The 25,722-nt window shown below is 34.0% G+C and carries 24 protein-coding genes and 1 tRNA gene; 10 read left to right on the forward strand and 15 right to left on the reverse strand.

Annotated elements, in window-relative coordinates:
* Window positions 1–28: 28 nt before the first annotated feature.
* From ABDW27_RS10455 to pdxA, 8 genes are all read right to left on the reverse strand, one after another.
* A complete protein-coding gene (locus ABDW27_RS10455; RefSeq protein WP_343695837.1) occupies window positions 29–328 on the reverse strand; it encodes a hypothetical protein in 300 nt (99 codons plus the stop codon).
* Window positions 329–398: 70 nt separating this feature from the next.
* Window positions 399–695, reverse strand: coding sequence for a hypothetical protein (locus ABDW27_RS10460; protein WP_343695838.1), 297 nt, complete (start codon window positions 693–695; stop codon window positions 399–401).
* Window positions 696–1,134: 439 nt separating this feature from the next.
* Window positions 1,135–2,484 carry an acetyl-CoA carboxylase biotin carboxylase subunit gene (gene accC / locus ABDW27_RS10465; RefSeq protein ID WP_343695839.1) on the reverse strand — a complete coding sequence of 450 codons (1,350 nt, stop codon included), beginning with the start codon at window positions 2,482–2,484 and terminating at the stop codon, window positions 1,135–1,137.
* 105 nt (window positions 2,485–2,589) lie between these two features.
* A complete protein-coding gene (gene accB, locus ABDW27_RS10470) occupies window positions 2,590–3,078 on the reverse strand; it encodes an acetyl-CoA carboxylase biotin carboxyl carrier protein (RefSeq protein ID WP_343695840.1) in 489 nt (162 codons plus the stop codon).
* Window positions 3,079–3,101: 23 nt separating this feature from the next.
* On the reverse strand, window positions 3,102–4,100 hold the full coding sequence (locus tag ABDW27_RS10475) for a beta-ketoacyl-ACP synthase III (protein ID WP_343695841.1): 999 nt from the start codon (window positions 4,098–4,100) through the stop codon (window positions 3,102–3,104).
* 172 nt (window positions 4,101–4,272) lie between these two features.
* Window positions 4,273–4,467, reverse strand: coding sequence for a 50S ribosomal protein L32 (gene rpmF / locus ABDW27_RS10480; protein ID WP_008465217.1), 195 nt, complete (start codon window positions 4,465–4,467; stop codon window positions 4,273–4,275).
* Window positions 4,468–4,476: 9 nt separating this feature from the next.
* On the reverse strand, window positions 4,477–5,019 hold the full coding sequence (locus ABDW27_RS10485) for a DUF177 domain-containing protein (protein ID WP_343695842.1): 543 nt from the start codon (window positions 5,017–5,019) through the stop codon (window positions 4,477–4,479).
* A 105-nt stretch (window positions 5,020–5,124) separates the two neighbouring features.
* The gene (gene pdxA, locus ABDW27_RS10490) at window positions 5,125–6,174 is read right to left on the reverse strand and encodes a 4-hydroxythreonine-4-phosphate dehydrogenase PdxA (protein ID WP_343695843.1); all 1,050 of its coding nucleotides are present in this window, start codon (window positions 6,172–6,174) and stop codon (window positions 5,125–5,127) included.
* Window positions 6,175–6,231: 57 nt separating this feature from the next.
* Between pdxA and ABDW27_RS10495 the strand changes: the two genes are divergently transcribed.
* Complete coding sequence (locus tag ABDW27_RS10495; RefSeq protein WP_343695844.1) at window positions 6,232–6,822, forward strand: riboflavin synthase; 591 nt, start codon at window positions 6,232–6,234, stop codon at window positions 6,820–6,822.
* A 35-nt stretch (window positions 6,823–6,857) separates the two neighbouring features.
* Here ABDW27_RS10495 and ABDW27_RS10500 read toward each other — a convergent pair whose 3' ends face one another.
* Entirely contained in the window at window positions 6,858–7,106 is a 249-nt protein-coding gene (locus tag ABDW27_RS10500; RefSeq protein ID WP_343695845.1) for a hypothetical protein, read from the reverse strand.
* Window positions 7,107–7,656: 550 nt separating this feature from the next.
* Between ABDW27_RS10500 and dcm the strand changes: the two genes are divergently transcribed.
* On the forward strand, window positions 7,657–8,652 hold the full coding sequence (dcm, locus tag ABDW27_RS10505) for a DNA (cytosine-5-)-methyltransferase (RefSeq protein WP_343695846.1): 996 nt from the start codon (window positions 7,657–7,659) through the stop codon (window positions 8,650–8,652).
* Here the strand turns inward: dcm and ABDW27_RS10510 are convergent.
* The 5 genes from ABDW27_RS10510 to ABDW27_RS10530 form a co-directional block, all read right to left on the reverse strand.
* On the reverse strand, window positions 8,649–9,089 hold the full coding sequence (locus ABDW27_RS10510) for a very short patch repair endonuclease (RefSeq protein ID WP_343695847.1): 441 nt from the start codon (window positions 9,087–9,089) through the stop codon (window positions 8,649–8,651). The genes dcm and ABDW27_RS10510 overlap by 4 nt on opposite strands.
* Window positions 9,090–9,216: 127 nt before the next feature.
* Window positions 9,217–9,290: transfer RNA gene (locus ABDW27_RS10515), tRNA-Ile, on the reverse strand.
* Window positions 9,291–9,437: 147 nt separating this feature from the next.
* Window positions 9,438–9,842: a methylmalonyl-CoA epimerase gene (mce, locus tag ABDW27_RS10520; RefSeq protein ID WP_343695848.1), complete on the reverse strand. Its 405-nt coding sequence runs from the start codon at window positions 9,840–9,842 to the stop codon at window positions 9,438–9,440.
* 12 nt (window positions 9,843–9,854) lie between these two features.
* A complete protein-coding gene (locus ABDW27_RS10525) occupies window positions 9,855–12,209 on the reverse strand; it encodes a hypothetical protein (protein WP_343695849.1) in 2,355 nt (784 codons plus the stop codon).
* Window positions 12,169–13,173 carry a hypothetical protein gene (locus tag ABDW27_RS10530; protein WP_343695850.1) on the reverse strand — a complete coding sequence of 335 codons (1,005 nt, stop codon included), beginning with the start codon at window positions 13,171–13,173 and terminating at the stop codon, window positions 12,169–12,171. The genes ABDW27_RS10525 and ABDW27_RS10530 overlap by 41 nt, the downstream gene beginning before the upstream one ends.
* A gap of 170 nt (window positions 13,174–13,343) precedes the next feature.
* Here ABDW27_RS10530 and ABDW27_RS10535 point away from each other — a divergent pair, with 170 nt between their 5' ends.
* Complete coding sequence (locus ABDW27_RS10535) at window positions 13,344–15,032, forward strand: Ig-like domain-containing protein (RefSeq protein WP_343695851.1); 1,689 nt, start codon at window positions 13,344–13,346, stop codon at window positions 15,030–15,032.
* Here ABDW27_RS10535 and ABDW27_RS10540 read toward each other — a convergent pair.
* Window positions 15,029–15,796: a nitrilase family protein gene (locus tag ABDW27_RS10540; protein WP_343695852.1), complete on the reverse strand. Its 768-nt coding sequence runs from the start codon at window positions 15,794–15,796 to the stop codon at window positions 15,029–15,031. The two genes, ABDW27_RS10535 and ABDW27_RS10540, sit on opposite strands and share 4 nt — an antisense overlap.
* Window positions 15,797–16,033: 237 nt before the next feature.
* Here ABDW27_RS10540 and ABDW27_RS10545 point away from each other — a divergent pair, with 237 nt between their 5' ends.
* From ABDW27_RS10545 to ABDW27_RS10575, 7 genes are all read left to right on the forward strand, one after another.
* Window positions 16,034–19,189: a SusC/RagA family TonB-linked outer membrane protein gene (locus tag ABDW27_RS10545; RefSeq protein ID WP_343695853.1), complete on the forward strand. Its 3,156-nt coding sequence runs from the start codon at window positions 16,034–16,036 to the stop codon at window positions 19,187–19,189.
* Window positions 19,190–19,224: 35 nt separating this feature from the next.
* The gene (locus tag ABDW27_RS10550) at window positions 19,225–20,754 is read left to right on the forward strand and encodes a SusD/RagB family nutrient-binding outer membrane lipoprotein (protein ID WP_343695854.1); all 1,530 of its coding nucleotides are present in this window, start codon (window positions 19,225–19,227) and stop codon (window positions 20,752–20,754) included.
* A gap of 195 nt (window positions 20,755–20,949) precedes the next feature.
* Window positions 20,950–22,269 carry a gluconate:H+ symporter gene (locus ABDW27_RS10555; protein WP_343695855.1) on the forward strand — a complete coding sequence of 440 codons (1,320 nt, stop codon included), beginning with the start codon at window positions 20,950–20,952 and terminating at the stop codon, window positions 22,267–22,269.
* A gap of 4 nt (window positions 22,270–22,273) precedes the next feature.
* On the forward strand, window positions 22,274–22,741 hold the full coding sequence (locus tag ABDW27_RS10560; RefSeq protein WP_343695856.1) for a RidA family protein: 468 nt from the start codon (window positions 22,274–22,276) through the stop codon (window positions 22,739–22,741).
* A 176-nt stretch (window positions 22,742–22,917) separates the two neighbouring features.
* Window positions 22,918–23,949: a sugar kinase gene (locus tag ABDW27_RS10565; protein ID WP_343695857.1), complete on the forward strand. Its 1,032-nt coding sequence runs from the start codon at window positions 22,918–22,920 to the stop codon at window positions 23,947–23,949.
* 6 nt (window positions 23,950–23,955) lie between these two features.
* The gene (locus ABDW27_RS10570) at window positions 23,956–24,603 is read left to right on the forward strand and encodes an aldolase (protein ID WP_343695858.1); all 648 of its coding nucleotides are present in this window, start codon (window positions 23,956–23,958) and stop codon (window positions 24,601–24,603) included.
* Window positions 24,604–24,606: 3 nt separating this feature from the next.
* Complete coding sequence (locus ABDW27_RS10575; protein WP_343695859.1) at window positions 24,607–25,722, forward strand: D-TA family PLP-dependent enzyme; 1,116 nt, start codon at window positions 24,607–24,609, stop codon at window positions 25,720–25,722.

Genomic DNA, 25,722 nt, shown 5'->3' on the forward strand with positions numbered 1-25,722 from the left:
AATTAATAGTTTTTAGGGTTAGTTTTATTTATTTTTTGATCCAGGATCCATCTGCGTTAGCATACAAAGCACCTACTTTTTCACCAACAGTAATTTCCAATTTATATTGAGAAGCACTGTTTTTATATGCTTTGTTTAAAACTGCATCTGGATACGCTTTTTTAAGTGCATCAGTTACCGCTGTCGGAACTTCTGTCACATTAATTTCAGTATAATCATCTTGAAATGATACTGCTTTTACGATTGTATTTAAGGTTGTTGGCGAAGTTGAAGCAAATGATGTTAAACCTCCCAAAACGATTGCGGCTGATAAAAATAAATTTTTCATGATAATTATTTTTTAATATTTGTAATTTAATCTTGGTATTCTTGATTTGAATTTTCACGGGAACTCAAGATTATTTTTTGATCCACGTTCCGTCAGCATTAGCGAAAAGATTTCCCACTTTGTCTCCAACAGTAACGTCTAATTTATATTCTGACTTTTCATTTTTGTAAGCTTTAGTAATTACTGCGTCAGGATAAGCTTTTTTCAAAGCTTCAGTAATTGGAGCTGGTAATTCTTCTAACTTAATTTCAACATACTCGTCTGCAACAGAAGTAACTTTTACGATAGAATTTGTTATTGGAGAAGTTGAAGCAAATGATGTTAAACCTCCTAAAACAATTGCGGCTGATAAGAATAAATTTTTCATAATGGGTATATTTAAATAGTTAATAGTTTGTTTTACACTTTAGATAATGAAACTATTATGCCGAAAACCATATATGAACCTAAAAACCTGCTTAAGACTTATAAATAAAGGAATTAGCTAAAATGTGCCAAAAACTGAAATAATAAAAAAGTGTGTAATTTGTAAAATAAGTGTGTAAAAAGTATACACTTTGTGTGTATACCTCACTGTTCTAAAAAAAAATATCTCTTTTAAACTGGACTGAAGTCCAGCTCTACAATATAATACGTTCCTTCGGAACTTTGAAAAGAGCCTTCGGCTCGAACTATATTATAAGGCCGGATTTTAATCCGGTTTAATGTATAGATATAAAAAAACCGACAGGTTTTAAAAAGCTGTCGGTCTTAGAATTTAATTATAAAAAAAAAGCTGTCGAAAAATCGACAGCTTTAATTATTTATTATTCCTCAATAGGTTTCATTTTGAAAGTTTCCATAAATGCAGTTGTGTAATCTCCTGCAATATATTTTGGATCATCCATTAATTGTCTGTGGAAAGGGATTGTAGTTTTCACACCTTCGATGACAAATTCGTCAAGAGCTCTACGCATTTTGCTGATAGCTTCTTCACGAGACTGCGCCGTTGTAATTAACTTCGCAATCATGGAATCGTAATTTGGCGGAATGCTATATCCTGAGTAAACGTGAGTATCTAAACGTACTCCGTGTCCTCCTGGCATATGAAGCGTAGTAATTTTTCCTGGTGAAGGACGAAAATCGTTGTATGGATCTTCGGCATTAATACGAACTTCAATCGCATGTAATTCTGGTAAGTAGTTTTTTCCAGAAATTGGAATTCCGGCAGCAACCATAATTTGCTCACGAATTAAATCGTAATCAATTACTTGTTCCGTAATTGGGTGTTCAACCTGAATACGTGTATTCATTTCCATGAAATAGAAATTTCTGTGTTTGTCCACAAGAAATTCTACAGTTCCTGCTCCTTCGTATTTAATGAATTCGGCAGCTTTTACAGCGGCTTCTCCCATTCTTGTACGCAATTCATCAGTCATGAAAGGTGAAGGTGTTTCTTCAGTAAGTTTTTGGTGACGACGTTGTACAGAGCAATCTCTTTCAGAAAGGTGACACGCCTTTCCGTAAGAATCTCCAACAACCTGAATTTCGATATGACGTGGCTCTTCGATAAGTTTTTCCATGTACATTCCGTCATTTCCAAAAGCTGCAGCAGCTTCCTGACGTGCACTTTCCCAAGCTTTCAAAAGATCTTCTTCTTTCCAGATGGCACGCATTCCTTTTCCACCACCACCAGCAGTAGCTTTCATCATAACTGGATAACCAATTTCTGTTGCTGTTTTTTGTGCATGTTCATAAGATTCTAATAATCCGTCTGAACCTGGTACACAAGGAACTCCTGCGGCTTTCATTGTAGCTTTTGCAGAAGCTTTATCTCCCATTCTGTCGATCATTTCAGGAGCTGCACCAATAAATTTGATTCCGTGCTCCTGGCAAATTTTTGAGAATTTAGCATTCTCAGAAAGAAAACCATATCCTGGGTGTATTGCATCTGCATTTGTAATTTCTGCAGCAGCAATAATATTTGACATTTTTAAATACGATAAGTTACTTGGAGGAGGACCAATACAAACCGCTTCGTCTGCAAATTTAACATGCAAACTTTCTGCATCGGCTGTAGAATAAACTGCTACAGTTTTAATTCCCATCTCCTTGCACGTACGAATCACACGAAGTGCAATTTCTCCTCTATTCGCAATTAATATTTTTTTAAACATCTTATTTTAATTAGATAATTAGACAATTTGATAATTAGATAATTTTAGATGTCTGAGAATAATTGCAGATCAATCTAAAACCTAAAATCTAAAATCTAAATTTATTTATGATGGATCTACTAAGAATAAAGGTTGATCAAATTCAACTGGAGACATATCGTCAACAAGAATTTTTACAATTTTACCTGAAACTTCTGATTCGATTTCGTTGAATAATTTCATTGCTTCAATTACGCAAAGAACATCTCCTTTAGATACTGTGCTTCCAACTTCTGTAAAAACTGGTTTGTCTGGAGATGGTTTTCTATAGAATGTTCCAATGATTGGAGATTTTATAGTAACATATTTAGAATCTTCTTTAGCAGCTGGAGCTTCTGGAGTTACATTTACCACTACCGGAGCTGTAACTTGTGGAACAGCCGCCTGAGGTAAAGCTGCCTGAGCTGGTAATTGCTGCACGTAAGTAGCTTCTGTAACATTTGATTCTAGAGTTGTTCTGATAGTGATTTTTACGTCATCCATTTCCAACTTCACTTCCGCAACGCCTGAATTTGCAACAAATTTGATTAGGTTTTGAATTTCTTTTAAATCCATAATGATTCGTTTTTAGTTTTAATTTATTTCTTATCGTAAGCCCATTTTAAATAGATAGATCCCCAAGTGAATCCTCCACCAAAAGCGGCAAAAATAACATTATCTCCTTTTTTAAGCTTATGCTCAAAGTCTGCCAATACTAATGGTAATGTTCCAGAAGTTGTATTACCATATCTTTCGATATTTACTAATACCTTAGAATCGTCTAATTCTAATCTTCCTGCAGTAGCATCAATAATACGCTTATTAGCCTGATGCGGCACTAACCAGTCAACATCCTGATTTGTCAAATTATTTCTTTGCAAAATCAATTCACTTGCATCTGCCATATTAGTTACAGCATATTTGAAAACAGTTTTCCCGTCTTGCATAATATTATGCTGTCTATTTTTTACAGTCTCTTCAGATGGCGGAATCAAAGAACCTCCGGCAGGAATTTTAAGAAAATCGCGTCCTACACCATCACTTCTTAAATACTCGTCTTGTAAACCAAGACCTTCATAATTTGGTTCAAAAAGAACCGCTCCTGCTCCATCACCAAAAATAATACAAGTTGCCCTGTCTGTATAATCTACAATTGACGACATTTTATCGGCACCAATTAAAAGAACTTTTTTGTACCTTCCAGACTGCACATAAGCCGCAGCAGTAGACATTCCGTATAAGAAACTTGAACAAGCTGCCTGCAAATCGTAAGCGAATGCATTTGTAGCTCCAATTTCCGTTGCAACATATACTCCTGTCGAAGCTACCATCATATCTGGTGTTGCCGTTGCCATGACAATCATGTCAATTTCAAGCGGATCAATATTTGCTTTCGCAATTAAATCCTGTGCCGCTTTTATGGCAAGGTAAGATGTTCCTTTATCAGCATCTTTAAGAATTCTTCTTTCTTTAATTCCTGTTCGAGTAGTGATCCACTCGTCATTGGTATCAACCATTGTTTCTAAAACTTTGTTCGAAAGAACGAAGTCAGGAACATAAGCTCCAACAGCGGTAATTGCGGCTGTGATTGTATTCATTATATTCTATTATTTCCTTTCAAATATTATTATTTGAAAAATTTTTAAAAGACTCGAAAATTACAAAAAAAATTGAAACGAATTTGCCTGTATTTTCTTAAAAAACAAAAATTATAACCAACAAAAAAAACTCTCACTATGTGAGAGTTCTAGTATAATTTACAAAAACGTATTAAGCAACCGCTTCAGATTTATCGATAACAACTTGCCCTCTGTAATACATTTTACCTTCGTGCCAGTAAGCTCTGTGGTATAAATGTGCTTCACCAGTGATTGGGCATGTAGCGATTTGAGCTACAGTAGCTTTATAATGTGTTCTTCTCTTATCTCTTCTTGTTTTCGAGGTTTTTCTCTTAGGATGTGCCATTTTACTATATTATTTATCCGTTAATAGTTTCTTTAATTTTTCCCAACGCGGGTCAATATCTTCTTCTTGTTTACTCTCTTCCTTTTGTTCTTTTACACTTAACTCATTCAATTTTGTCAAAGCCTCCGTTTGCAAAGTTCCGTCTTTTACCCCTGGATGTATTCTTTTTTGAGGCACAGAAAGTGCAATCATTTCATAAATGTATTGTGCTACATCTAATTCATGTTCTCCATGTGGTAAAATTAACAGTTCTTCGTTATCATTATTGAATTCTTCTCCAAAACGAACAATTAATTTCATTTTCCCTTTTAAAGGAAGATCAAAATCTTCACTTGTTAGGTCACAAGGTACATTTACGGTTCCTTTGTGTTTGAATTCCAACTCTAACATGTTGCTTTTCTTATCGAAAACCAAACTCACTTTAATATCTGCACTTTGAAACTCGTCGTATTCAAAGTTCTTAAAGAACGTGTTATCTATTTGATATTCAAAATGGTGTTTTCCTAGCTTTAATCCTACGAAAGGAATTAAAAATTCTTTTGATTTGCTCATTTCAACATCAATTTGTACAATCCAAATACAAAACTACATATCCGAATTGGGGTGCAAAGATATAAAATTATTGTAAATCCAATAATCTTATTGACCTTTTTTTGTTTATAATTGTTTTTCTTTTATTTTTAGAGGTTTTTCGCTAATCTCCTCATACTGATTACGAGAGCGAAAAATATCCAGCGCAAGATAAACTGCTTCTTTGAATGAATTGAAATCAGCCATGTCTTTTCCTGCTATATCATAACCTGTACCGTGATCCGGCGAAGTTCTCACTTTATTTAATCCTGCTGTATAATTTACTCCTTTACCGAAAGACAAAGTTTTAAACGGAATTAATCCCTGATCGTGATAAGTTGCTACGATAGCATCATATTTTTCATATTGTCCGCTTCCAAAAAATCCATCGGCAGAAAAAGGTCCGAAAACCAAAGTCCCGTTATCGAATATTTTTTTCAAAACCGGTTTTAAGATCAGATCTTCTTCTTTTCCTATTACGCCTCCATCTCCACTATGCGGGTTTAATCCTAAAACAGCAATTTTTGGCTTTACTATACTAAAATCCTGAACCAGAGATTTTCGTATTGTTTCAATTTTTCTGGTAATTAATTCTTCTGTTATATGAGATGCAACTTCATTTAAAGGAACATGATCTGTTAACAAACCTACTCTTAAATTATCCTGAACCATCATCATAAGAGCATTTCCTTCTAATTCCTGATCTAAATAATCGGTATGTCCAGGAAATTTAAACTCTTCAGACTGAATATTATATTTATTGATTGGTGCCGTTACCAAAACATCAACCAAACCTTCTTTTAAAGCTTTTGTTGCCGCAGCGAATGATTTTATAGCATATTCGCCTATTTTTTCATCATTTTTCCCAAAATTAATATCAACCCCTTCTCTCCATAAATTGTAAACATTTACTTTTCCGGGAATAATCTGATCCAGTTTATCTACACCATGAAACTGAACTGAAGAGGTAAAACTTTTCTTTACAAATGATAGTATTTTAGCATTTGCAAAAATAACCGGCGTACATAATTCCAGCATTCTGGAATCTTCGAATGTTTTCAGTATAACTTCGCTTCCAATACCGTTTAAATCTCCAACTGAAATTCCAACAATTATATTTTCTGCTTTTTTATTCATGAGCTCAGCTTATTTATTACTAATTTTGATGTGCAAATTTAGTAAAATAAAACTACAATGTTTACAGGAATTATTGAAACACTTGGAAGAATCCACGAAATACAGAAAGATAAAAACAACTTACACGTTACAGTTGACTCCTCTATTACTAACGAATTAAAAATTGACCAGAGCGTTTCTCATAACGGAATCTGCCTTACAGTTGTCGCTATTAAAGATTCGTTTTATACTGTTACCGCTATTGAGGAAACAATTTTAAAAACCAATATTGGCGACTGGAAAGTTAATGATATTGTAAATCTTGAAAGAGGAATGAAACTTGGAGATCGTCTTGACGGCCATATTGTTCAGGGCCACGTAGACCAAACCGGAGTTTGTACAAAAATCGAAGAGGCTAACGGAAGCTGGAATTATACTTTTGAATACGACCGAAACCTAAATAACATTACGATTGAAAAAGGATCTATTACGGTTAACGGAGTAAGTTTAACTGTTGTAAACTCTAAAACAAATGAATTTAGCGTTTCTATAATTCCTTATACTTTTGAAAACACCAATTTTAAAGATTTTAAAGTAGGTACAAAAATCAATCTTGAGTTTGATGTTGTTGGGAAATATATTTCAAGACTTTATGCGATAAACAAATAATCGCATCAGATTTACTTCATAAAAAAAAGCTTCAATTATATTGAAGCTTTTTTTATTTTATTTCGATAAATAATTGTCATTCCTAAAATTAATCCTGCACCAATTAAAAAAGGTAAATCTTGATTTATTGGTACTCCAGGAGGAGGAATAGGATCATCATCCGTTCCATTTGTTGAATTTGTTGATGCGTTTTTTGCTGTTGGCGGCGGAGGCGTGTTAGCCAAAACACTTGACATATTAAATGCAAGTAAAAAAAGTGCTAATATAATCCTTATTATTCTCATAGGTTAAACGTGCTGAAATTCAATAATAATACTAGGGGCAAATATTTTTATAGAGATACATCACAATAAATGTTGTCTACACGGAAATTCTTTGGCAAAAGTATACCATTTTTACAAAAAAACAACTTTATAATCAATTAAGTGATGTAAAAATAATATACGTATTTATACATAACTAAGATTTAAAAACCAAAAAATCAAGATATAAACCACAAATTAACCTCAACATTCTCTTTACTAAATCTACACTAAAAACTATTATTAAACTCTGAATTACAGATATTTATTGCATAAATAATTAAACATTTAATTTTGCAGTTACTTTTCACAAATGGATCTTATTGGCAAAAAAAACATTAAAAAATAAATTTAAAAAAATTAATCTAAATTTCAATAAGTCAGAAAGAACTGTAATTAAATTCTGAATGGCTTTCGTTTTTTCAAATTTGTAAGACGATCAAATATTACCGAATTAATATATTTGCATAAAACAAATTTAGAGTAAAAAACCCTCAAGGCTTTTCTTCATATCAAAACAGCAATTTAGTAAATGGAAAATAAATATACAGTTGGTAGTTTGTACGCAGGCGTAGGCGGTATTTGTTTGGGTTTTGAAAAAGCTGGTTTTAAATTGAAATGGGCAAACGAATTTGACAAAAAAGCCTGTGTTACCTACAGAAACAATTTCCAACACAATCTTATTGAAGGCGATGTAATGGACTTAAACGTTACTTCTCTTGAAAAAATAGATATTTTAACCGCCGGATTTCCGTGTCAGCCATTTTCGCTTGCCGGACATCGAAAAGGTTTTAACGACAGTCGTGGAAATCATTTTTTTAAGATTCTTGATTTTATTGACGAAATGAGACCTAAGGTTGTTTTTCTTGAAAATGTGAAAAATTTAAAAAGCCACGATAAAGGCAATACGCTGAAAGTTATAAAAAGCGAAATAAAAAAGCGAAATTATACTTTTGACAGTTCGATTTTGAATACTAAAGATTTTGGAAACACTCCTCATAATCGGGAAAGACTTTTCATGATCGCTTTTGACAAAGACTTCATAAAAACGAAAAGTTTTAAGTTTCAGTTCCCCGAAAAAGAGAATTTGACCCGATCTTTAAAAGATTTAATTATCACAGAAAAAGTTTCTGATAAATTTTATTATGGAGAAGACAAGTACATGTACACAAAACTAAAGGAAGCTGTAGTAGATAAAAATCGAATCTATCAATTTAGAAGACAATATGTTAGGGAAAACAAAGCAGGCTTATGTCCTACTCTGACAGCCAATATGGGAACCGGCGGACATAACGTTCCGATCATTACAACCGATTTTGGTTTTAGAAAACTAACTCCGAGAGAATGTTTCAGACTTCAAGGCTTTCCTGATGATTATTTATTGCCAAAAATTTCAAATTCGAGTTTATACAAACAAGCCGGAAATTCGGTTAGCATGCCGGTTATTCAAAAATTGGCCGAAGAGATTTTTAAAGTAATCCAGAAAGTCGAAACCAAAGAAAAGAAGAAAGAGAAATTAAATATTTAGTTTTGTTTTTCCTCCATTTTTAATTTTGAAAGTTCAATTTCTTCCTGAATTTTTCCAACACAAACATTCAATTCTTTTTGAACTTCTTTACTCCAAAACCGAATCACCTTCCATTTTTTTGAAATCAAATATTCGTTGACTTCTATATCGCGTTTCATATTCCGTTCAATTTTCGGAATCCAGTATTCCCGATTGGATTTGATTCTCAATTGCTGAGTTTCCCAGTCTTTTCCGTGAAAAAATTCACTGTCGATAAAAATGGCGATTTTATATTTTGCAAAAGTCAAATCTGGTTTACCAAATACTTTTTTGTTGTTTTTTCGATAGCGATAACCTAAATTCCACAAAGCTTTTGCTAAGCGAACTTCTTGCGTAGTTGCCGTGCTTTTTATCGCCTGCATATTTTTTCTCCGTTGTTCGGGAGTTAAATTATCCATTTTGTGAAGATTAAATTTGTCTTTGAGACATAAAGTTAATCTTATTTTCTTTTTGAAAACGAATAAAAACAGACACAAAACAAAAAAGCCTTTACATTTCTGCAAAGGCTTTGTGTTTCTAAAGAAGTGGTCCCACCTGGGCTCGAACCAGGGACCACCTGATTATGAGTCAGGTGCTCTAACCAACTGAGCTATAGGACCGGTTTAGAGGATGCAATATTACTACTATTTTTCGTTCACTCCAAATATTTTAAGACATGATTTGTATTTAATTTTATTTCAATGCCCCGTATTTCAAAACAGAATTGATTTTCAACACCTTATTTCGACAAAAGAATCGATATTTTTTTATCTGATTTCCTGACAAAGCTCTACCAAAACGCCATTTGTGTTCTTTGGATGCAGAAAAACCACCAATTTATTGTCGGCACCTTTCTTTGGAGTTTCGTTTATCAGCACAAAACCTTCGCTTTTTAAACGGGAAATTTCGGCATGAATATCTTCAACATCAAAAGCGATGTGATGAATTCCTTCTCCTTTTTTTTCTAAAAATTTCGCAATCGGACTTTCAGGGTTTGTCGCCATCAAAAGTTCAATCTTATTAGTTCCTGTCTGAAAAAACGAAGTCAAAACACCTTCGCTTTCTACCGTTTCTTCTTTATATGACGGAACACCTAATAATTTTTCGAATAATGCATTAGCATCTTCCATATTTTTTACTGCGATTCCGATATGTTCTATTTTATTAACCATCTCACTTTTATTTTATTGATTAACGTAAGTATTAAAATAACCACATTCTGCAATTACATCCTGATAATATTTGGTATCTGAATAGTCTTTTTGAAGTGTTTTAAAACCATTCCAGGCTATAAAATTAATTTTATCATCTTCAATACTCCACCAGTCTCTAACGTTATTATATTTATTATTGTAATATTCGTTTCGTTCACATTTCGAAATCAAATAAACACATTTTGCTTTTTGTTCTTTTGTTATTGCTGCCTGCAGTGCTTTTTGGTAATACATTTTAGAAACGCTGCAATCCGTAATCATCTTTTTCATCGAATCTCTAAAGGAATACGGACTTGATCCGTAACCTACGATGCTGATTTCGTAAAAAGTTCTTCCGTTTCCGAAATGCGAAATATTATAAAAGGCATTCCCAAGCAATAAACTATTCGTGTAAACATCTTCTTTTTTCTCGAGTTTATCCTGCATATCTTTTATCGTCGTTAGAAAATCCATAAAAGTATATTTCTTTTTTTGATATGCCGCATGATCGCAGTCGTGACAATCTTTTATACTTCCGTTAAACGGATTTCCTAAAAACTTATAATATTGAACAGAATCTGTCTGCTTCATAAATTCAATCGCTTCCGTAATTTTATTTTTAAAAGCTGCCTGAACCGCCTGAAAATTATTGATATCTTTTAATTTCAAACTATAAATTCCCGCACCAATATTTTCGATTTCAGTTTTATTAGATTTCGATAAAAAGGCTTTCATTCCCTGCAGATCTTTTTCATTATCATAAAATGAATTTCCGTCGTTCCAGTAACTATAACGGGATTCTCCAAATAATTCCGCCATTACCGGATTTCCTTTTTCTTTATAAAGATTCGACAAATAACTTCTGCTCCATGCTGCAGCGTTTTGATAGCGAAACTCTTGTCCTTTATAATTTTTAGGAAGTTCATAATACAGCCAATTTAAATCTGCCAGAATTGTTTTTTCATTTTTATCTGTCAGTTTATCGATTTTGTTCATATTATTTACAAAGCGAAGTAAACGAAACTGCATTCCCGCCAATTCCGTTTTCGGAAGCGTTTTTACAGCCTTATCAAAACTTTTATCGGCATTGGCATAATCTCCTTTTAAAGTCTGCAGATAACCCAGAGACAAATCCCATAAATAAGGCTTCTCTGTATTTCCGGCCGCCGAAATTTTTGACACTAAATCAAAAACCGTTTTATCAACTTTTGGCTGGTTTTCTGCTTTATTTTCGGCAACGGTTTGCTTTTTCATTGGCTGATTTTCTCCCACATTCTGCTGAAAAGAATTATTAATAGCCTGCTCTTGTTTGTTTACCAATCTTGTCGCCAGATAATTTAAATGTTCACTTTTTGGATCTAACTCGTAAATTTTCTCGATTGCCAGTTTTTCATCTTTATAAAATCCATGAATTGCCCAAAGTGCCGCTTTTTCATTATTTGTTTTAGCCATTGCAAGTGCTTTTGTCCAGTCTGTTTGGTTTTTTGGACTAAAACTATAAGCCGTTACTACACGAAGTTCAGGACATTTGTCAAAAACCTGTGCATATAAATAATTCGAAACGGCGTATTTTTTCTGTTTGTAATTGATTCCTGCAACATAAGAAAGCGCACGGTAATACAACACATTTTTAGGAACCGAACTTTCTGTTTTATTAAAAAACTCAATTGCTTTTTGCTTGTTGTTACTATAAAAACGAGCCTTCATAGTTAGAAACCAATATCTGTTTTTCAAAAATGGGTCTGAAATAGTATTGTAAACATTTTCGATAGACTGAATCATTTTGGCATCATTAAAAGTTTCATTCTCAACTTTCTCATAACTCCAGTAATCTTTGCCAATAGAAACAGTTTCTATTTTTTGAGCCAGATATAAAAACTCAACAAAGCTTTTTACTTTTTCGTCTTTCAACGGTATTTTTTTACCCCATTTTAATGATGAAGCATTTTCTTTTTTGTTTTTATAATAAACATGAAGATTAGTAATTTCTTTTTTGTTGACCTCCTTTTTTTCATCAGAATAATAGTTAGGACTTTCATCTCCTATTAAAAAATAATTTACCGTTGTGGTATCTATTTTTCCTTTAAGATAAGTTCCCCAATCTTGTTTTAAATTTTTATTGAAACGGGAATTGTGATCTCTGTCAAAACCAATTTTATAAAAAACATCACCGGATAAAAACAAAGGCGAATATGATTTGTCTGCAAAAGTTTCAGGAGTAAAATTAGAATTATAGTTAAAAAAATCCCAGTCGTCTCCGCCGGCACAAGCATAAATAATTCCGTAAATAGAAAGTATTGTAATACTAGAAACTAGAAATAACTTGTTTAAAAATATTCTTTTCATAATTTTTTAAATTGAATTCGTCTAAATCGTAAAATATAATTTCTTTTGGAGATGCTGTTGAATTTTCACTTAAATCATCAGCCATTTCCATTAAATTTTCAGAAGAAATGGTTTCTGTTTTCAGCAGGTCATTTTCTTCATAATAAACACCATTTTTATAGTTTGATTGTTTTACTTTAAAAAATATCGGGCTGATTTGTTCAAAATTTTTGTCTTTTTTCAGTTCGGTAAAATTTAATTTTGACCGCAGTCCTAAAACTTTTCCATTCCTGATATGAATTGCCCACGAATATATTGGCAAAGCATAATTAAGTGAAAGCGGATATTTTTTTAAAGTTTTAATATATCCTTCGGAGATTTTTCTATCGTAAATAGAATTCAAGGAATCTGGCGCAATAGTTCCCATATTATAAAACATTAAAACGCCGTTGTCTACATTGGGGATTTTAGTTTTCTTAAAATATTTAACCTGATGAAGTCGTATTGTCGCCGAGAGTTTTTTCTTCGAAAGTTTCTTGATGTTCTCTATAAACTTTAAATAATGATCTTTACTTTCTAATGTCCAGTCGCAGTCAATTTGAATTTCTGAACAACTCAAACCATTCTTTTCATTGATTTCATTAATTAAATGAATTGTTTTTTGAGCCAGATCTTCCAGATCAGGATTTTTTTCGAGCATGACTTTATTTTTAATAAAAACAACTGGAACAATTTCAAATTTTCGGATATTTTCCTGAAAATGAATGGGACTTATAGGAATAGGATTTTGTATTTGAGGATGAAGTCCGATATCAAAATAACGAACATACAATTTTTGAACGTTATTCTCTTTTAAAATTTCTTTTTCCGTTTTAGAAAATTTCAAATTGGTTTTCCAATAATAAAACGCAATTGCAGGTTTGTCGTTTTTACTGCAGGCCGAAAGCAAAACAACTATTAAAACCAGAAAAAATCTTTTTATCAAAACCCGGGAAATTATATTCGAACCCAAAAGTAAGAAATTATATCGTATTGATTATTTCAATTGATAAAAAAGAAGAAAGCCTAAAAGCTGTAAATCCTAATAAATGGCTAAAAAATTTCAATTAAAGCAAATATAATTGTTATTTTGTGCAATCAAATTTAAAAACCGCTATGTTTAAAAGCAACCTGAAATACCTTTCATTTTTATTAGTCTTATTAATGATGAGCTGCGCCAAAAGAGGCAGCATAACTGGCGGATTAAAAGACACACTGGCACCGGTTTTGGTTTCGAGTGTTCCTAAAAATTTCAATACCAATTTTAAAGGCGATGAGATTAATATAGTTTTTGATGAATATATAAAGCTAAAAAACCTCAACAAACAGCTTATTATTTCGCCTCCTATGAAACATGAGCCGCTGATTACACCAACCGGAGTCAGCAAATTCATAAACATAAAAATCAAAGATACTTTACAGCCTAATACGACTTACAGCTTAAATTTTGGCCAGAGTATTGCCGACAATAATGAAGGAAATGCCATAAACCAATTCAAATATGTTTTCTCGACAGGGGCTTATATTGACTCACTTACTCTTGCCGGATCGATAAAAGATGCGCACGCAAAATATGTCGACAATTTTGTATCTGTAATGTTGTATGAAGCAAATGACAAATACAAAGATTCTGTTATTTATAAAGAATTTCCACGTTATATTACCAATACTTTAGACAGTTTGCGAACTTTTAAGTTTGAAAATTTAAAAGCTGGAAAATATCTTTTAGTTGCTTTAAAAGATAAAGGCAGCAACAATAAATACAATCCGAAAGATGATAAAATTGGTTTTATAAAACATTTTATTACTGTACCAAACGATACCCTTTTTGAATTGAATTTATTTAAGGAAACGCTTCCGCTAAAGGCAGTAAAACCAATTCAGGCATCAGGAAACAGATTACTGCTTCCGTATGAGGGAAAACAAAATTTCAAAATCAACACGCCAAAAATTGTACTTAAAAACAATAGCGAAACTCTGGAAACAATTGTCACACAGTTTCCTAAAAAAGATTCGCTGCAGGTTTGGTACAAGCCTTTAAAAGTAGATTCACTACAACTTGAAGTAAGCAGAGATACTTACAGCAAAAAGTTTAATGTTAGGATTAAAGACCAGAAAAAAGACACTTTAAGTATTAAGGCGGTTCAAAACGGAATCATCAATTTTAGAGAACGCTTTACTTTAGAAACCGAAACACCGTTAGTTAAATTTGATAAAACAAAAATCAAATTAGTAAACAAAGATTCTACAGCGGTTGATTTTACGACTGAATATGATGTTTTCGATCAAAAATTATATGTTGATTTCAAAAAAGAACCTTTAGAAAAGTACAATTTTACTTTTTTACCAGGCGCTTTAACTGATTTCTATGAGAAAACAAATGATACTTTGTCGTATAAATTAACCACAAAAGAAGTTGCTGATTACGGAAATTTGGTTTTAAACCTAAAGAATGTAAAACGTTTCCCGATTATTGTTGAAATTACAAACAAAAAAGGCGACGAAGTATTGGCCAGCGAATATTCTGAAGGAAATACAAAAATAGAATTCAATTTATTAGTCCCAACTCAGTTTACGGTAAGAGTTGTTTACGATGACAATAAAAACAAAATGTACGATACCGGAAGTTTCTTAGACAAAAGATATTCTGAAGAAGTTTTCTATTACCAGCAGGAAGTCGACGTTAGAGCCAATTGGGATGTCGATCAGTCTATAGATTTAAGCATTCCGTTTAGTCCAGAAATAGAGAAAAAAGAAGACGCAAAAAAGAAGAAAAAAGAAGAAAAACAGCGAAAAGCTTTCTAGGGTTTAATTTCGAAAAAATCTTTATCGCTTAAAAAATCGAGTTTTTTTCTCGTTTCCAACATTTCATTTTTATCCAGAGTAACCACAAAAACACCTTCTGTTTCTTGTGGTTCTAAAATATAATTCCCTAAAAAATCAACAACTTGCGAATGCCCAATGTGTTCGTAGTTGTTGGCATCAAGCCCAATTCTGTTTACACCCACAACATAACTTAAGTTTTCGATAGCGCGCGCTTTTAACAAAGCGTCCCAGGCGTTGGTGCGTACTTTTGGCCAATTCGCAACGTACAGAAGTAAATCGTAATTTTCTACATTTCGAACAAAAACCGGAAAACGCAAATCGTAACAAACCTGCAGACAGATTTTCCAATCCAGATAATTAACTATTACTTTTTCTGTTCCGGCGGTATAAAATTTATCTTCGCCGGCAAGCGTAAATAAATGGCGTTTGTCATAATATTTAATTTCACCTGACGGAAAAACAAAGAACATTCTGTTATAGTAATTTCCATTTTCGGTAATAACCACACTTCCCGTTATTGCACTATTTTTCTCTTCTGCAATAGTTTTCATCCATAAAACAGTTTCACCTTCCATAGTTTCTGCAACTGCAGATGGATTCATCGTAAAACCTGTCGAAAACATTTCGGGCAGAACAATCAAATTAATATCAGAATCGAGCTGATTTATTTTCGATTCGAAATTTTTTCTGTTTGCCGAAGCATTTTCCCAAGTAAGGTCTGATTGAATAAGTGCGATTTTCATTCTTCAAAAATACGAATTTTCAGCCAAAATTGATTTTTTGCAAAAAAAGTACTTTCTGCAAATTTTTCTCAAAAATTCCTTTAAAAACGGGATTCTTTTAAGATTATAAAAATACTTCATTAAAATATATTGCAAAAAAAATGCAGTTATTGCAAAAAAAATGCAAAAGTGAAGAATAAATATCTATATTTGATTCGCCAATAAAAACCAAAAGAAAAACATGAAAACCAAAGTATTATGAAAACAAAGCTTATTTCATTAGTATTTGCCGGAGGAATCATCTTCTCTGCAAATGCCAAAGAGACTGCAATAAAAAAGCATCTTTTTGAACAGCAAAGCAATCAGGTTGAAATTACAGGCCAAATATTGGGTCAGGATGACGGAATGCCAATTGCAGGAGCGACAATTTATGCCGAAAGCAATAATAAAATAGCAACGATATCTGATGAAAACGGAAAATTTAAATTAAATGTTCCGGAACACGAAGTTCATATCATTGTATCTTATATGGGTTATGAAACTTTATCATTTGCCTTAATCAATACTTCAAATTTAACGATCAGATTAAAACCTGCCGAAAATGTTCTGGAACAAGTTTTAGTTACCGCATTAGGGGTTAAAAAAAGCACTAAAGCGGTAGCTTATGCAGTAACTGAACTTAAAGGAACTGAATTTACAAAAGCGAAAGAAACCAATATTTCGAATGCATTGGTTGGAAAAATTGCCGGTGTAAACGTAAGCAGTACTTCAACCGGAGCAAATGGTTCGACAAGAGTTGTAATACGTGGAAATGGTTCACTTAACGGAAATAACCAGCCGATGTATGTAGTGAACGATTTACCAATTGACAATACACAATTGAATTTACCGGGAATTGGAAACGGTGCCGGATCTACCAGAATTAATGTGGATCGTGGTGACGGAACATCTGTCATAAATGCTGATGATATTAAAACCATTACAGTTTTAAAAGGTGGAACGGCAGCCGCACTTTACGGTGCAAATGCTGCAAATGGTGTTATTTTAATTCAGACAAAAAGAGGTTCCGCCCAAAAAGGAATTGGAGTTGAATATAATTCATCTTTTACTTTTGAAACACCTTCGATAATTCCGGACTGGCAGTATGAATATGGTTCCGGAGCAAACGGAAAAAAACCAACTACACAGGCAGAAGCTATTGCTGCCGGACGCTGGTCGTGGGGTGCAAAAATGGACGGAAGCAATGTAATTCAGTTTGACGGAGTTGCCAGACCTTATGTTCCTCAAAAAAATAATATTAAAAATTTCTACGAAACCGGAACGACTTTTATTAACTCTCTGGCTTTATCCGGAGGAAATGAAAAAGCTACAGGCCGACTTTCGTTCTCAAACATGGATAATGAAAGTGTTGTTCCTAATTCTGATTTTAATAGAAAAAGTGTCAATATTGCGAGTAATGTCAACTTGACAAATTGGTTAAAATTTGATATTGTGGCGCAGTATAATTTAGAAAAATCACACAATAGAGTTACTGTTTCTGATGCTGAAGCCAACCCAAACTGGGGAACTTACATGATCGCCAACACCGTAGATATTCGAAATCTTGCCCCAGGTTATGATGAAAACGGAGTTGAAGAAGCATGGAACCCAGTTGCGGTGGCTACAAACCCTTATTTTGTAGTTAATAAAATTAAAAACAGCGATACTAAAAATCGTTTTATCGGGATGTTGAATGTGAAAGTTAATTTCACTCCTGAATTATTCCTTCAAGGTAGAATTGGACAAGATTATACGGATTATGATTTCTTTGGATATATTCCAAAAACAACTTTAAACAATCCGGTAGGTTATGCGCAGGGTTCAAAAATGAAATTATCAAACATAAATTCTGAAGCAATTTTAAATTATACTAAGAAAAACATCTACAATGATTTCTCTTTAAATGCTTTGGTTGGCGTTAACTCCCGTACCACTTTACGAGATGAAACCAGAGTTGAAGGTTCAAATTTTGTACTGGATAATTTTTATGCTTTAAGCAATTTATCTACTTTGACTTATAGTTATCCTTACGGAAAAACCAAAACAAATTCTGTTTACGGCGCTGCTGATTTTGATTATAAAAATATTGTGTTTTTAAACTTAACTGGTCGTCAGGATTGGTTTTCTACACTTTCAAAAGAAAATAATACGGTTTTTTATCCATCAATCGGAACAAGTATAATTCTTTCAGATATTATAAAAATGCCGGAATTTGTTTCGTTTGCTAAACTTAGAAGTTCTTGGGCACAAGTTGGAGGCGCAACGCCGGATCCATACGCTTTGAACCAATCGTACTCAATGATTCAGGGCGGACATAATGGCCAGCAAGTGCAGGGACCAACAAGTTCAAGAGTTCCAAATGCCACTTTAAGTCCGTTGACTTCGACAACAATTGAGGTTGGAACTGATTTAGGATTTTTCAATAATCGCTTAAATCTTGATTTTGCATGGTACAACCGTGCCACTACAAACGATATTGTTGAAACTACAATTTCTACAGCTTCGGGCGCAAACACAGCCTTATTGAATTTAGGAAAAATGAGAAATAAAGGGGTTGAGTTTTTACTTAGCGGTAAAATCATTAATTCTGATAAATTCACCTGGGACGCGAGTTTCAACGGATCTTATAACGAAAATAAAGTTGAAGCACTTACAGATCAGTTAAACTCTATTACAATGACAACTTCTGTAAACGGATATGTTACGATTACAAGTGATGTTGGCCGTCCGTACAGTATCATAAAAGGTTACAGACCTCGTAAAGATGCTAACGGAAATACGGTTTACAACGTAAGCGGCGGATCTGCATCTATTGCGCAGGGACCACTTGAAGAATTAGGTCAGGGAGTTCATCCTTGGGCAGCGGGACTTAGCAACGAATTCAAATACAAAAACATTTCATTCAGCTTTTTAATCGACGGTAAATTTGGAGGAAGTTTATACTCTGGAACTAACTTATACGGAACTCGTATGGGATTGACAAAATTAACGCTTGAAGGACGTGAAAGCGGCTTGCCAATTAAAGGTGTTGATGTTAACGGAAACCCGGTTGATATGGTTATTGCTCCGGAAAATCTTAGAACGTATTATGATGGTTTAAGAAATATTTCATCTGAATTTGTGTATGATGCAAGTTTCATCAAACTGAGACAAATTATTTTAGGCTATGATCTCCCTCTTGAAAAAATGAAAGGATTATCAAAACTTCAGGGCGCTTCGATTTCGTTTGTTGCCAGAAACTTATTCATTCTTTACAAGAAAACGCCAAACGTAGATCCGGAATCTGTATTTAGCGCCGGAAATGCTCAGGGTGTAGAACAATTTGGAGTTCCAAAAACAAGAAGTTTCGGTTTAAACTTAAATGTAAAATTCTAAGCTCGCATTATTTCTAATTTTTTAAATTAAAAGACATGAAAAAGATAACCCTTTTATATATGACAAGCGCGCTTTTTTTAGGAAGCATGACAGCTTGTACCGATGGTTTTGAAGAAATCAATACGAACCCAAATGTGGTTGAAAAACCAACAGCAAATTACATTTTCAGCAAAGCACAGCTTGACGGACTAAACAATAATTATTTTTTCACTAATATTCTGGAATGCGGCGGATTAGTGCAGCATTATGCAACATACAAAGAAGCTTCTGGCGTGGGAGATAAATATTTAAGCAACGAAGTTTATTTTTCTGCTTATTTCAATCAGGCTTATCCAACAGCTTTAAATGAAACTGAAATTGTAATAAATGAAGTAAAAAATAATCCGAACGAAAGCAATAAACTTCAAATTGCCCGAATCTGGAAAGCTTATTTGTACCATAAATTGACTGATTTGTATGGAGATATTCCGTATTCTGAAGCAGCAAAAGCAAACAGCACACAGATCTTTCTTCCCAAATATGACACTCAGGAATTTATCTATAAAGATTTATTGAAAGAACTGGATGAAGCTGCCACCGCATTAGATCCGGCAAAACCAAGCTTCGGAAAATCTGATTTTATTTATGACGGAGATGTTGCCAAATGGAAAAAGTTTGCTTATTCTTTGATGCTTCGTTTAGGATTAAGATTAACAAAAGTTGATGCTGCTTTGGCACAAACCTGGGTGACAAAAGCAATTGCCGGAGGCGTAATCTTAAATTCAGCAGATAATGCGATCATGAAATACACCGACGGACCAAATGATTTTAACCGAAATCCGGTTGGTTTTGATGCCAGAAGGCAAGATTTTACAGCAGGTTCTTATGGTACAAAAAATGTAGAAGGCGGAAAATTAGCCAAAACATTTATCGATTTATTACAATCAACTGCCGATCCAAGAATTAGTGTTTACGCAGGAGTTTGGCAGGGAACAACTCAAAATACAGCACTTGCCGTTCAAAAAGGTTTTCCTAACGGAACTAAAACTGCTCCAACACCAGCAGAACAAGCGACTTATTCTGAGCCAAACCAAAGTACCGTTTTTAAATACGATGCTCCACTTGTATTAATCAGCAATGCTGAAACTAATTTATATTTAGCCGAAGCCGCAGCAAGAGGCTGGTACGCTGCATCTGATAAAGATTTATATGAAAAAGGTGTTCAGGCTTCTTTCTTAAACATGGGAATTTATGGTTCTGCTTACGCAATTACAGATGCTACAGCCTACTTAACACTTAACCCATATAATGCAGCAGGAACTTTTGCTCAAAAAATGAATCAAATTCATACCCAGATTTACATTGCTTTATTTGTAGACGAACAGGAAGTTTATGCCAACTGGAGAAGAACAGGATATCCGGTTTTAGTTCCGGTAAATTTTCCCGGAAATGTTACAAACGGCACAATACCAAGACGTTTAAAATATCCAACCAGCGAATATTCAGTTAATTCAGCTAACTTAGCAGAAGCAGTTAAACGCCAGGGCGAAGACGCTTTTACAACAAGAATATGGTGGGATAAATAATAGAATCGAGAACTGAAATGTGCCATAGGCACTTAATATCGGTAGAAAATTAGTTTCAAATTCGTTGGCGTGCCGTAGGTACGACACAAAACACAACTATTGCGTACCTACGGCACGCTGGATATTATGGTTATTATTTTCTACCGATATTAAATGCCTAGCGGCACAAATTAAGATAAAAAACACAAAAGATAAATGAGCATTTTAATTCTTACGGCATGCATTGCGTTTTTAATCATTCAGATAGCCTGGCTTAAAATAAATCCGTTTATTGCCTTTATCATAACAGCTTTATTAGCGGGTCTTTTTTTAGGACTGCCAATAAGCACTTTGTCACAAACCGTTCAAAAAGGTTTGGGCGAAATGTTAGGATCTATCACGCTGATTATTGTTTTTGGAACCTGTATTGGCAAACTTACCGTTTCGTCAGGAGCCGCCAATGTTATTGCCAAAACTGTTATGGGATGGACGGGCGAAAAATACGTACGTTTAGGATTAATGATTACCGGATTTATTGTTGGGATACCTCTATTTTATAGTGTTGGATTTGTTTTGTTAGTACCTCTGATCTTTTCAGTAGCCCATCAGTTCAAACTGTCAAAAGTATATCTTGGAATTCCAATGCTGGCGTCGCTTTCAGCAGCACACGGTTTTTTGCCCCCACATCCGTCTCCTATGGCTTTAAGTAGTATTTTAAATGCAGATATTGGACTTGTTTTAGTATACGGAATTATAATTGCCATTCCTACCATTTTTATTGCCGGTTTGTTATTTTCTAATTTGCTTAAAAACATCAAAACCGAATCTGATAATGAAATTTTAAATGTCGAAGAAGTTGTAAACGAAGGTAAACTTCCGAGTTTTTCACTTAGCATATTTTCGGCTTTATTTCCGGTTTTTGGTTTAACCATAACTTCAATATTGCCTTTAATTTCAACTAATGAAACATTAATTGAAATTTGCAAAACAGTAGGAGATCCAAGCATGATTATGCTTATTTCTTTATTATTCTGCACCTACACTTTAGGAATCAGAATGAACCGAAGTATAACTTCCATAATGGATGACTATGCTCTTGCCATAAAAGACGTTGCTCTGATTGTTTTAATTGTGGGCGGTGCCGGAAGTTTAAAAGAAGTAATGATTGTAAGTGGTGTAAACGAAACCATCGTTGCTGCGCTAACCCAAATAAACATTCATCCGTATTTATTGGCCTGGATGATGGCAGCGATTATTCGTGTTTGTGTGGGTTCTGCAACCGCAGCCGGATTAATGACAGCCAGCGTTTTATTACCTTTATTACAAACTACCGGACTCGATGCCAATCTTTTAGTTCTTTCTGTTGGAGCAGGAAGCTTAATGTGCTCACATGTAAACGATCCAGGTTTTTGGATGTTCAAAGAATATTTTAATATCAGCCTGAAAGATACCTTCAAATCATGGACTGTCATGGAATCTTTAGTATCTGTTCTAGGAATTGTTTTCGTTTTTATTTTAAACTCTATAATACATTAATATCATGAATTTATTACCTCAAGAAAAATTTGAAACTCTTGGTTTGTCTTTACCTCCGGCACCTCAGCCTCTTGGTATTTATAAACCTTATTTAGTTGATGGTAAATATTTATACCTTTCTGGTCACGGTCCTGTACGAGACGACAAATCCTTAATCATTGGCCGAATTGGCGATGACCTAGATATCGAGGAAGGAAAACTGGCTGCGAGACAAGTGGGCTTAACGATGCTTTCGACAATTGTTACCAATTTTGGAAGTCTGGACAAAGTAAAAAGAGTTATTAAAGTTCTTGGAATGGTGAATTGCAACGGCGATTTCCTCAGACATCCGTATGTAATAAACGGCTGCAGTGAATTATTTGCTGAAGTTTGGGGACAGGAAAACGGAATTGGCGTAAGAAGCGCAGTAGGAATGGGTTCTTTACCGGACAATATTCCTGTCGAAGTTGAAGCTGTTTTCGAATTATTCTAAAAAAATAGGCCACAGACGATAAAGATTAAAGAGCAATCTGAATTGGTTAAGAAATACTTTGATTCTAAGTCTGTGGTTAAAAAAGTTATTTGCCACGAATTCACGAATTATTACAAAGCATTATGCTTAAATTATTTCGTACTGATTCGTGAATTCGTGGCTAAAAAAAATTAAACATGAATACAAATATCCCACAAACAAGAATCGCAGCATTTGGAGAATTATTACTTCGGATGAATGTTGCCAATGGAAACCGGTTTACACAGGCAGATGAAATAAAAATTCATGTGGGCGGTGCCGAAGCCAATGTTTGTGTTTTACTTTCACAACTCGGAATCCAAACCGATTATATCACCCGATTGCCCGAAAACGATTTGGCGCAGCTGGCTTTAAATGAACTTCAGAAATACAAAGTAAATACTTCAAAATGTGTTTATGGAGGAGAACGTCTGGGCTTATATTTTGTTGAATCAGGAAATCAAATCAGACAATCGCAGGTTATTTACGACCGAAGCAATTCTTCTTTTGCAACTATTCAAAAAGATCAAATTAACTGGGATGAAGCTTTAAAAGATGTTACACACTTTCACTGGTCAGGAATAAGCCCAGGTGTTTCTCATGAAGCTGGATTAGCTTGTAAAGAAGCCATTCTAACTGCACATAAAAAAGGTTTACCAATTTCTTCTGATTTTAATTATCGTTCCAAATTATGGCAGTACGGAAAACATCCGTCTCAAATTATGCCCGATTTATTGCAATACAGCACAATTACGGTTGCCGATTTAGACGCCATTGAAATTTACTTCGGAATTAAAACCGACAGCAAAGAATCTGATGAAAATCGTTTCCAAAAAACATTCGAATTATTAAAACAAAAAATGCCTTTTTTAAAAACACTTGCTATGAGTTTTAGAAAATCAGACGGTCCGGCGCATTTATACAAAGGTTTATTGATTCACGAAGGAAATTTTTACCAAACGCCAGAACACAAAATACATGTTGTAACAGACCAAATTGGTTCCGGAGATGCCTTCAACGCCGGATTATTATACGGATTATCCAACAAATTATCCGGTCAGGAATGTATCGAATGGGCAACAGCCTGCGGCGTTATCAAACAAAGTATACATGGAGATTTTGCTATAAGCAGTCTCGACGAAATAAGCCATTTTATAAAAAACGGCTCAAGTAATAGAATTAATAGATAAAAGAATATGTACAGCATTTTAAAAACGCAGGGCGTACTTCCGTTAGTAACCCAAATCAATATCCAAACAGCCCAAATCGTATTACAATCCGCGGCTGATGCTGGCATAAAAATTATCGAGTTTGCAGCTCGCGCAGAAGATTCAAAAGAGGTTTTTACGCAAATGATAAGCTTTCGAAAAGAAAATAATTTAGATGTAAAAATTGCTGTTGGTTCCATTTTAAGTTTGGCCGAAGCCGAAACCTACCATCAGTTAGGAGCAGATTGTATCGTTTGTCCGCATACTGATCCCGAAATTGGAGCTTACTGCCTTAAAAATAATATTTACTGGATTCCCGGGGCTGCTACGTTAAACGAAATATTACACGCCAATAAATTAGGTGCCGAAGTTGTAAAACTTTTTCCGGCTGATAAAATCGGTGGTCCCGGATATGTAAAAGCAATCAGAGCGCCTTTTCCAGGTTTAAAAATAATGCCAACCGGAGGCGTAACGCTCGAAGAAAGCAATTTAAAATCCTGGTTTAAATCTGGAGTTGTATGCGTGGGAATTGGTTCTAATTTATTTTCGAAAGAAATGCTTTTGAATTTAAATTATGAGCAGGCATTGCAGGCTTTTCAAAATTTAATTGAAGTGGTAGAAAAATCAAGAAACTAAGTTATGGAAGAAAATTGGTGGAAAATTAAATCTGATATCTTAATTGATACGCCTTTTTTAGCCGTTTACGAAGATCGTGTCCGGTTTAATCTGGAGCGTCTTATTCGTTCTGTAAATGGCGATACTCAAAAATTAAGACCTCATATTAAAACACATAAAATTGGCGAAGTTCTGGAATTGTTCAAAATCTATAACATCAAAAAGATAAAATGCGCCACAATTGCCGAAGCTGAATTGGCAGCAATTCACGAAATTCCGGATATTCTTCTCGCCTATCAGCCAATTGGCATTAAAAAAGAAAGATGGATTTCGCTGATTCAAAAATATCAGGATATTTACTTTTCGACCATTGTTGACAATCTGGATTCGGCGAAAGCCTTAAATGAAATTGCTAAAGAAAACAATTTAAAATTGAATATTTATCTGGATTTAAATACCGGAATGAACAGAACCGGATTTTCGATTTCAGAAGATTGGACGACTTTAATTGATAAAATTATGAAGTTAAAAAATCTTCATTTTGAAGGAATCCATATTTACGACGGGCATTTAAAAGGAACTGTTGAAGAACGAACAAAAATTGCTTCAAACTCATTTTCTGAAATAAAAAAACAAACAGAATTAATTGAACAAAAATTAGGTTACGAATTAAAAATTGTTGCCGGAGGTTCAAATACTTTTCCGTTTTATGCCACGCAGGAAAATGTAGAATGCAGTCCGGGAACATTTGTTTTTTGGGATTCTAATTATCAGATTCATTTACCGGAACAAAATTTTAAACCTGCTTTAGTTATCGTTGGAACTATAATTTCAAAACCAACAAATGAAACACTTTGTATTGATATTGGCTACAAAGCTGTTTCATCTGAAAATCCAATTGATAAAAGATTAGTGATTTTAAATGATGAAAATCTAATTCCGACAGGACATTCTGAAGAACATTTGATTTTAGAAAATCGAGGGAAAAACGAGTATAAAATTGGCGATCTTGTTTATGCGCTTCCTTATCACGTCTGCCCTACCTGTGCACTTTATGACTCTGTTCAGGTGGTAAACAAAGGACATCAAATTTGTGATGAATGGAAAGTTGCTGCCCGAAGCAGAGAAATTACTATATAA

The organism is Flavobacterium sp., from assembly GCF_039595935.1.
Classification (GTDB): Bacteria; Bacteroidota; Bacteroidia; order Flavobacteriales; family Flavobacteriaceae; genus Flavobacterium.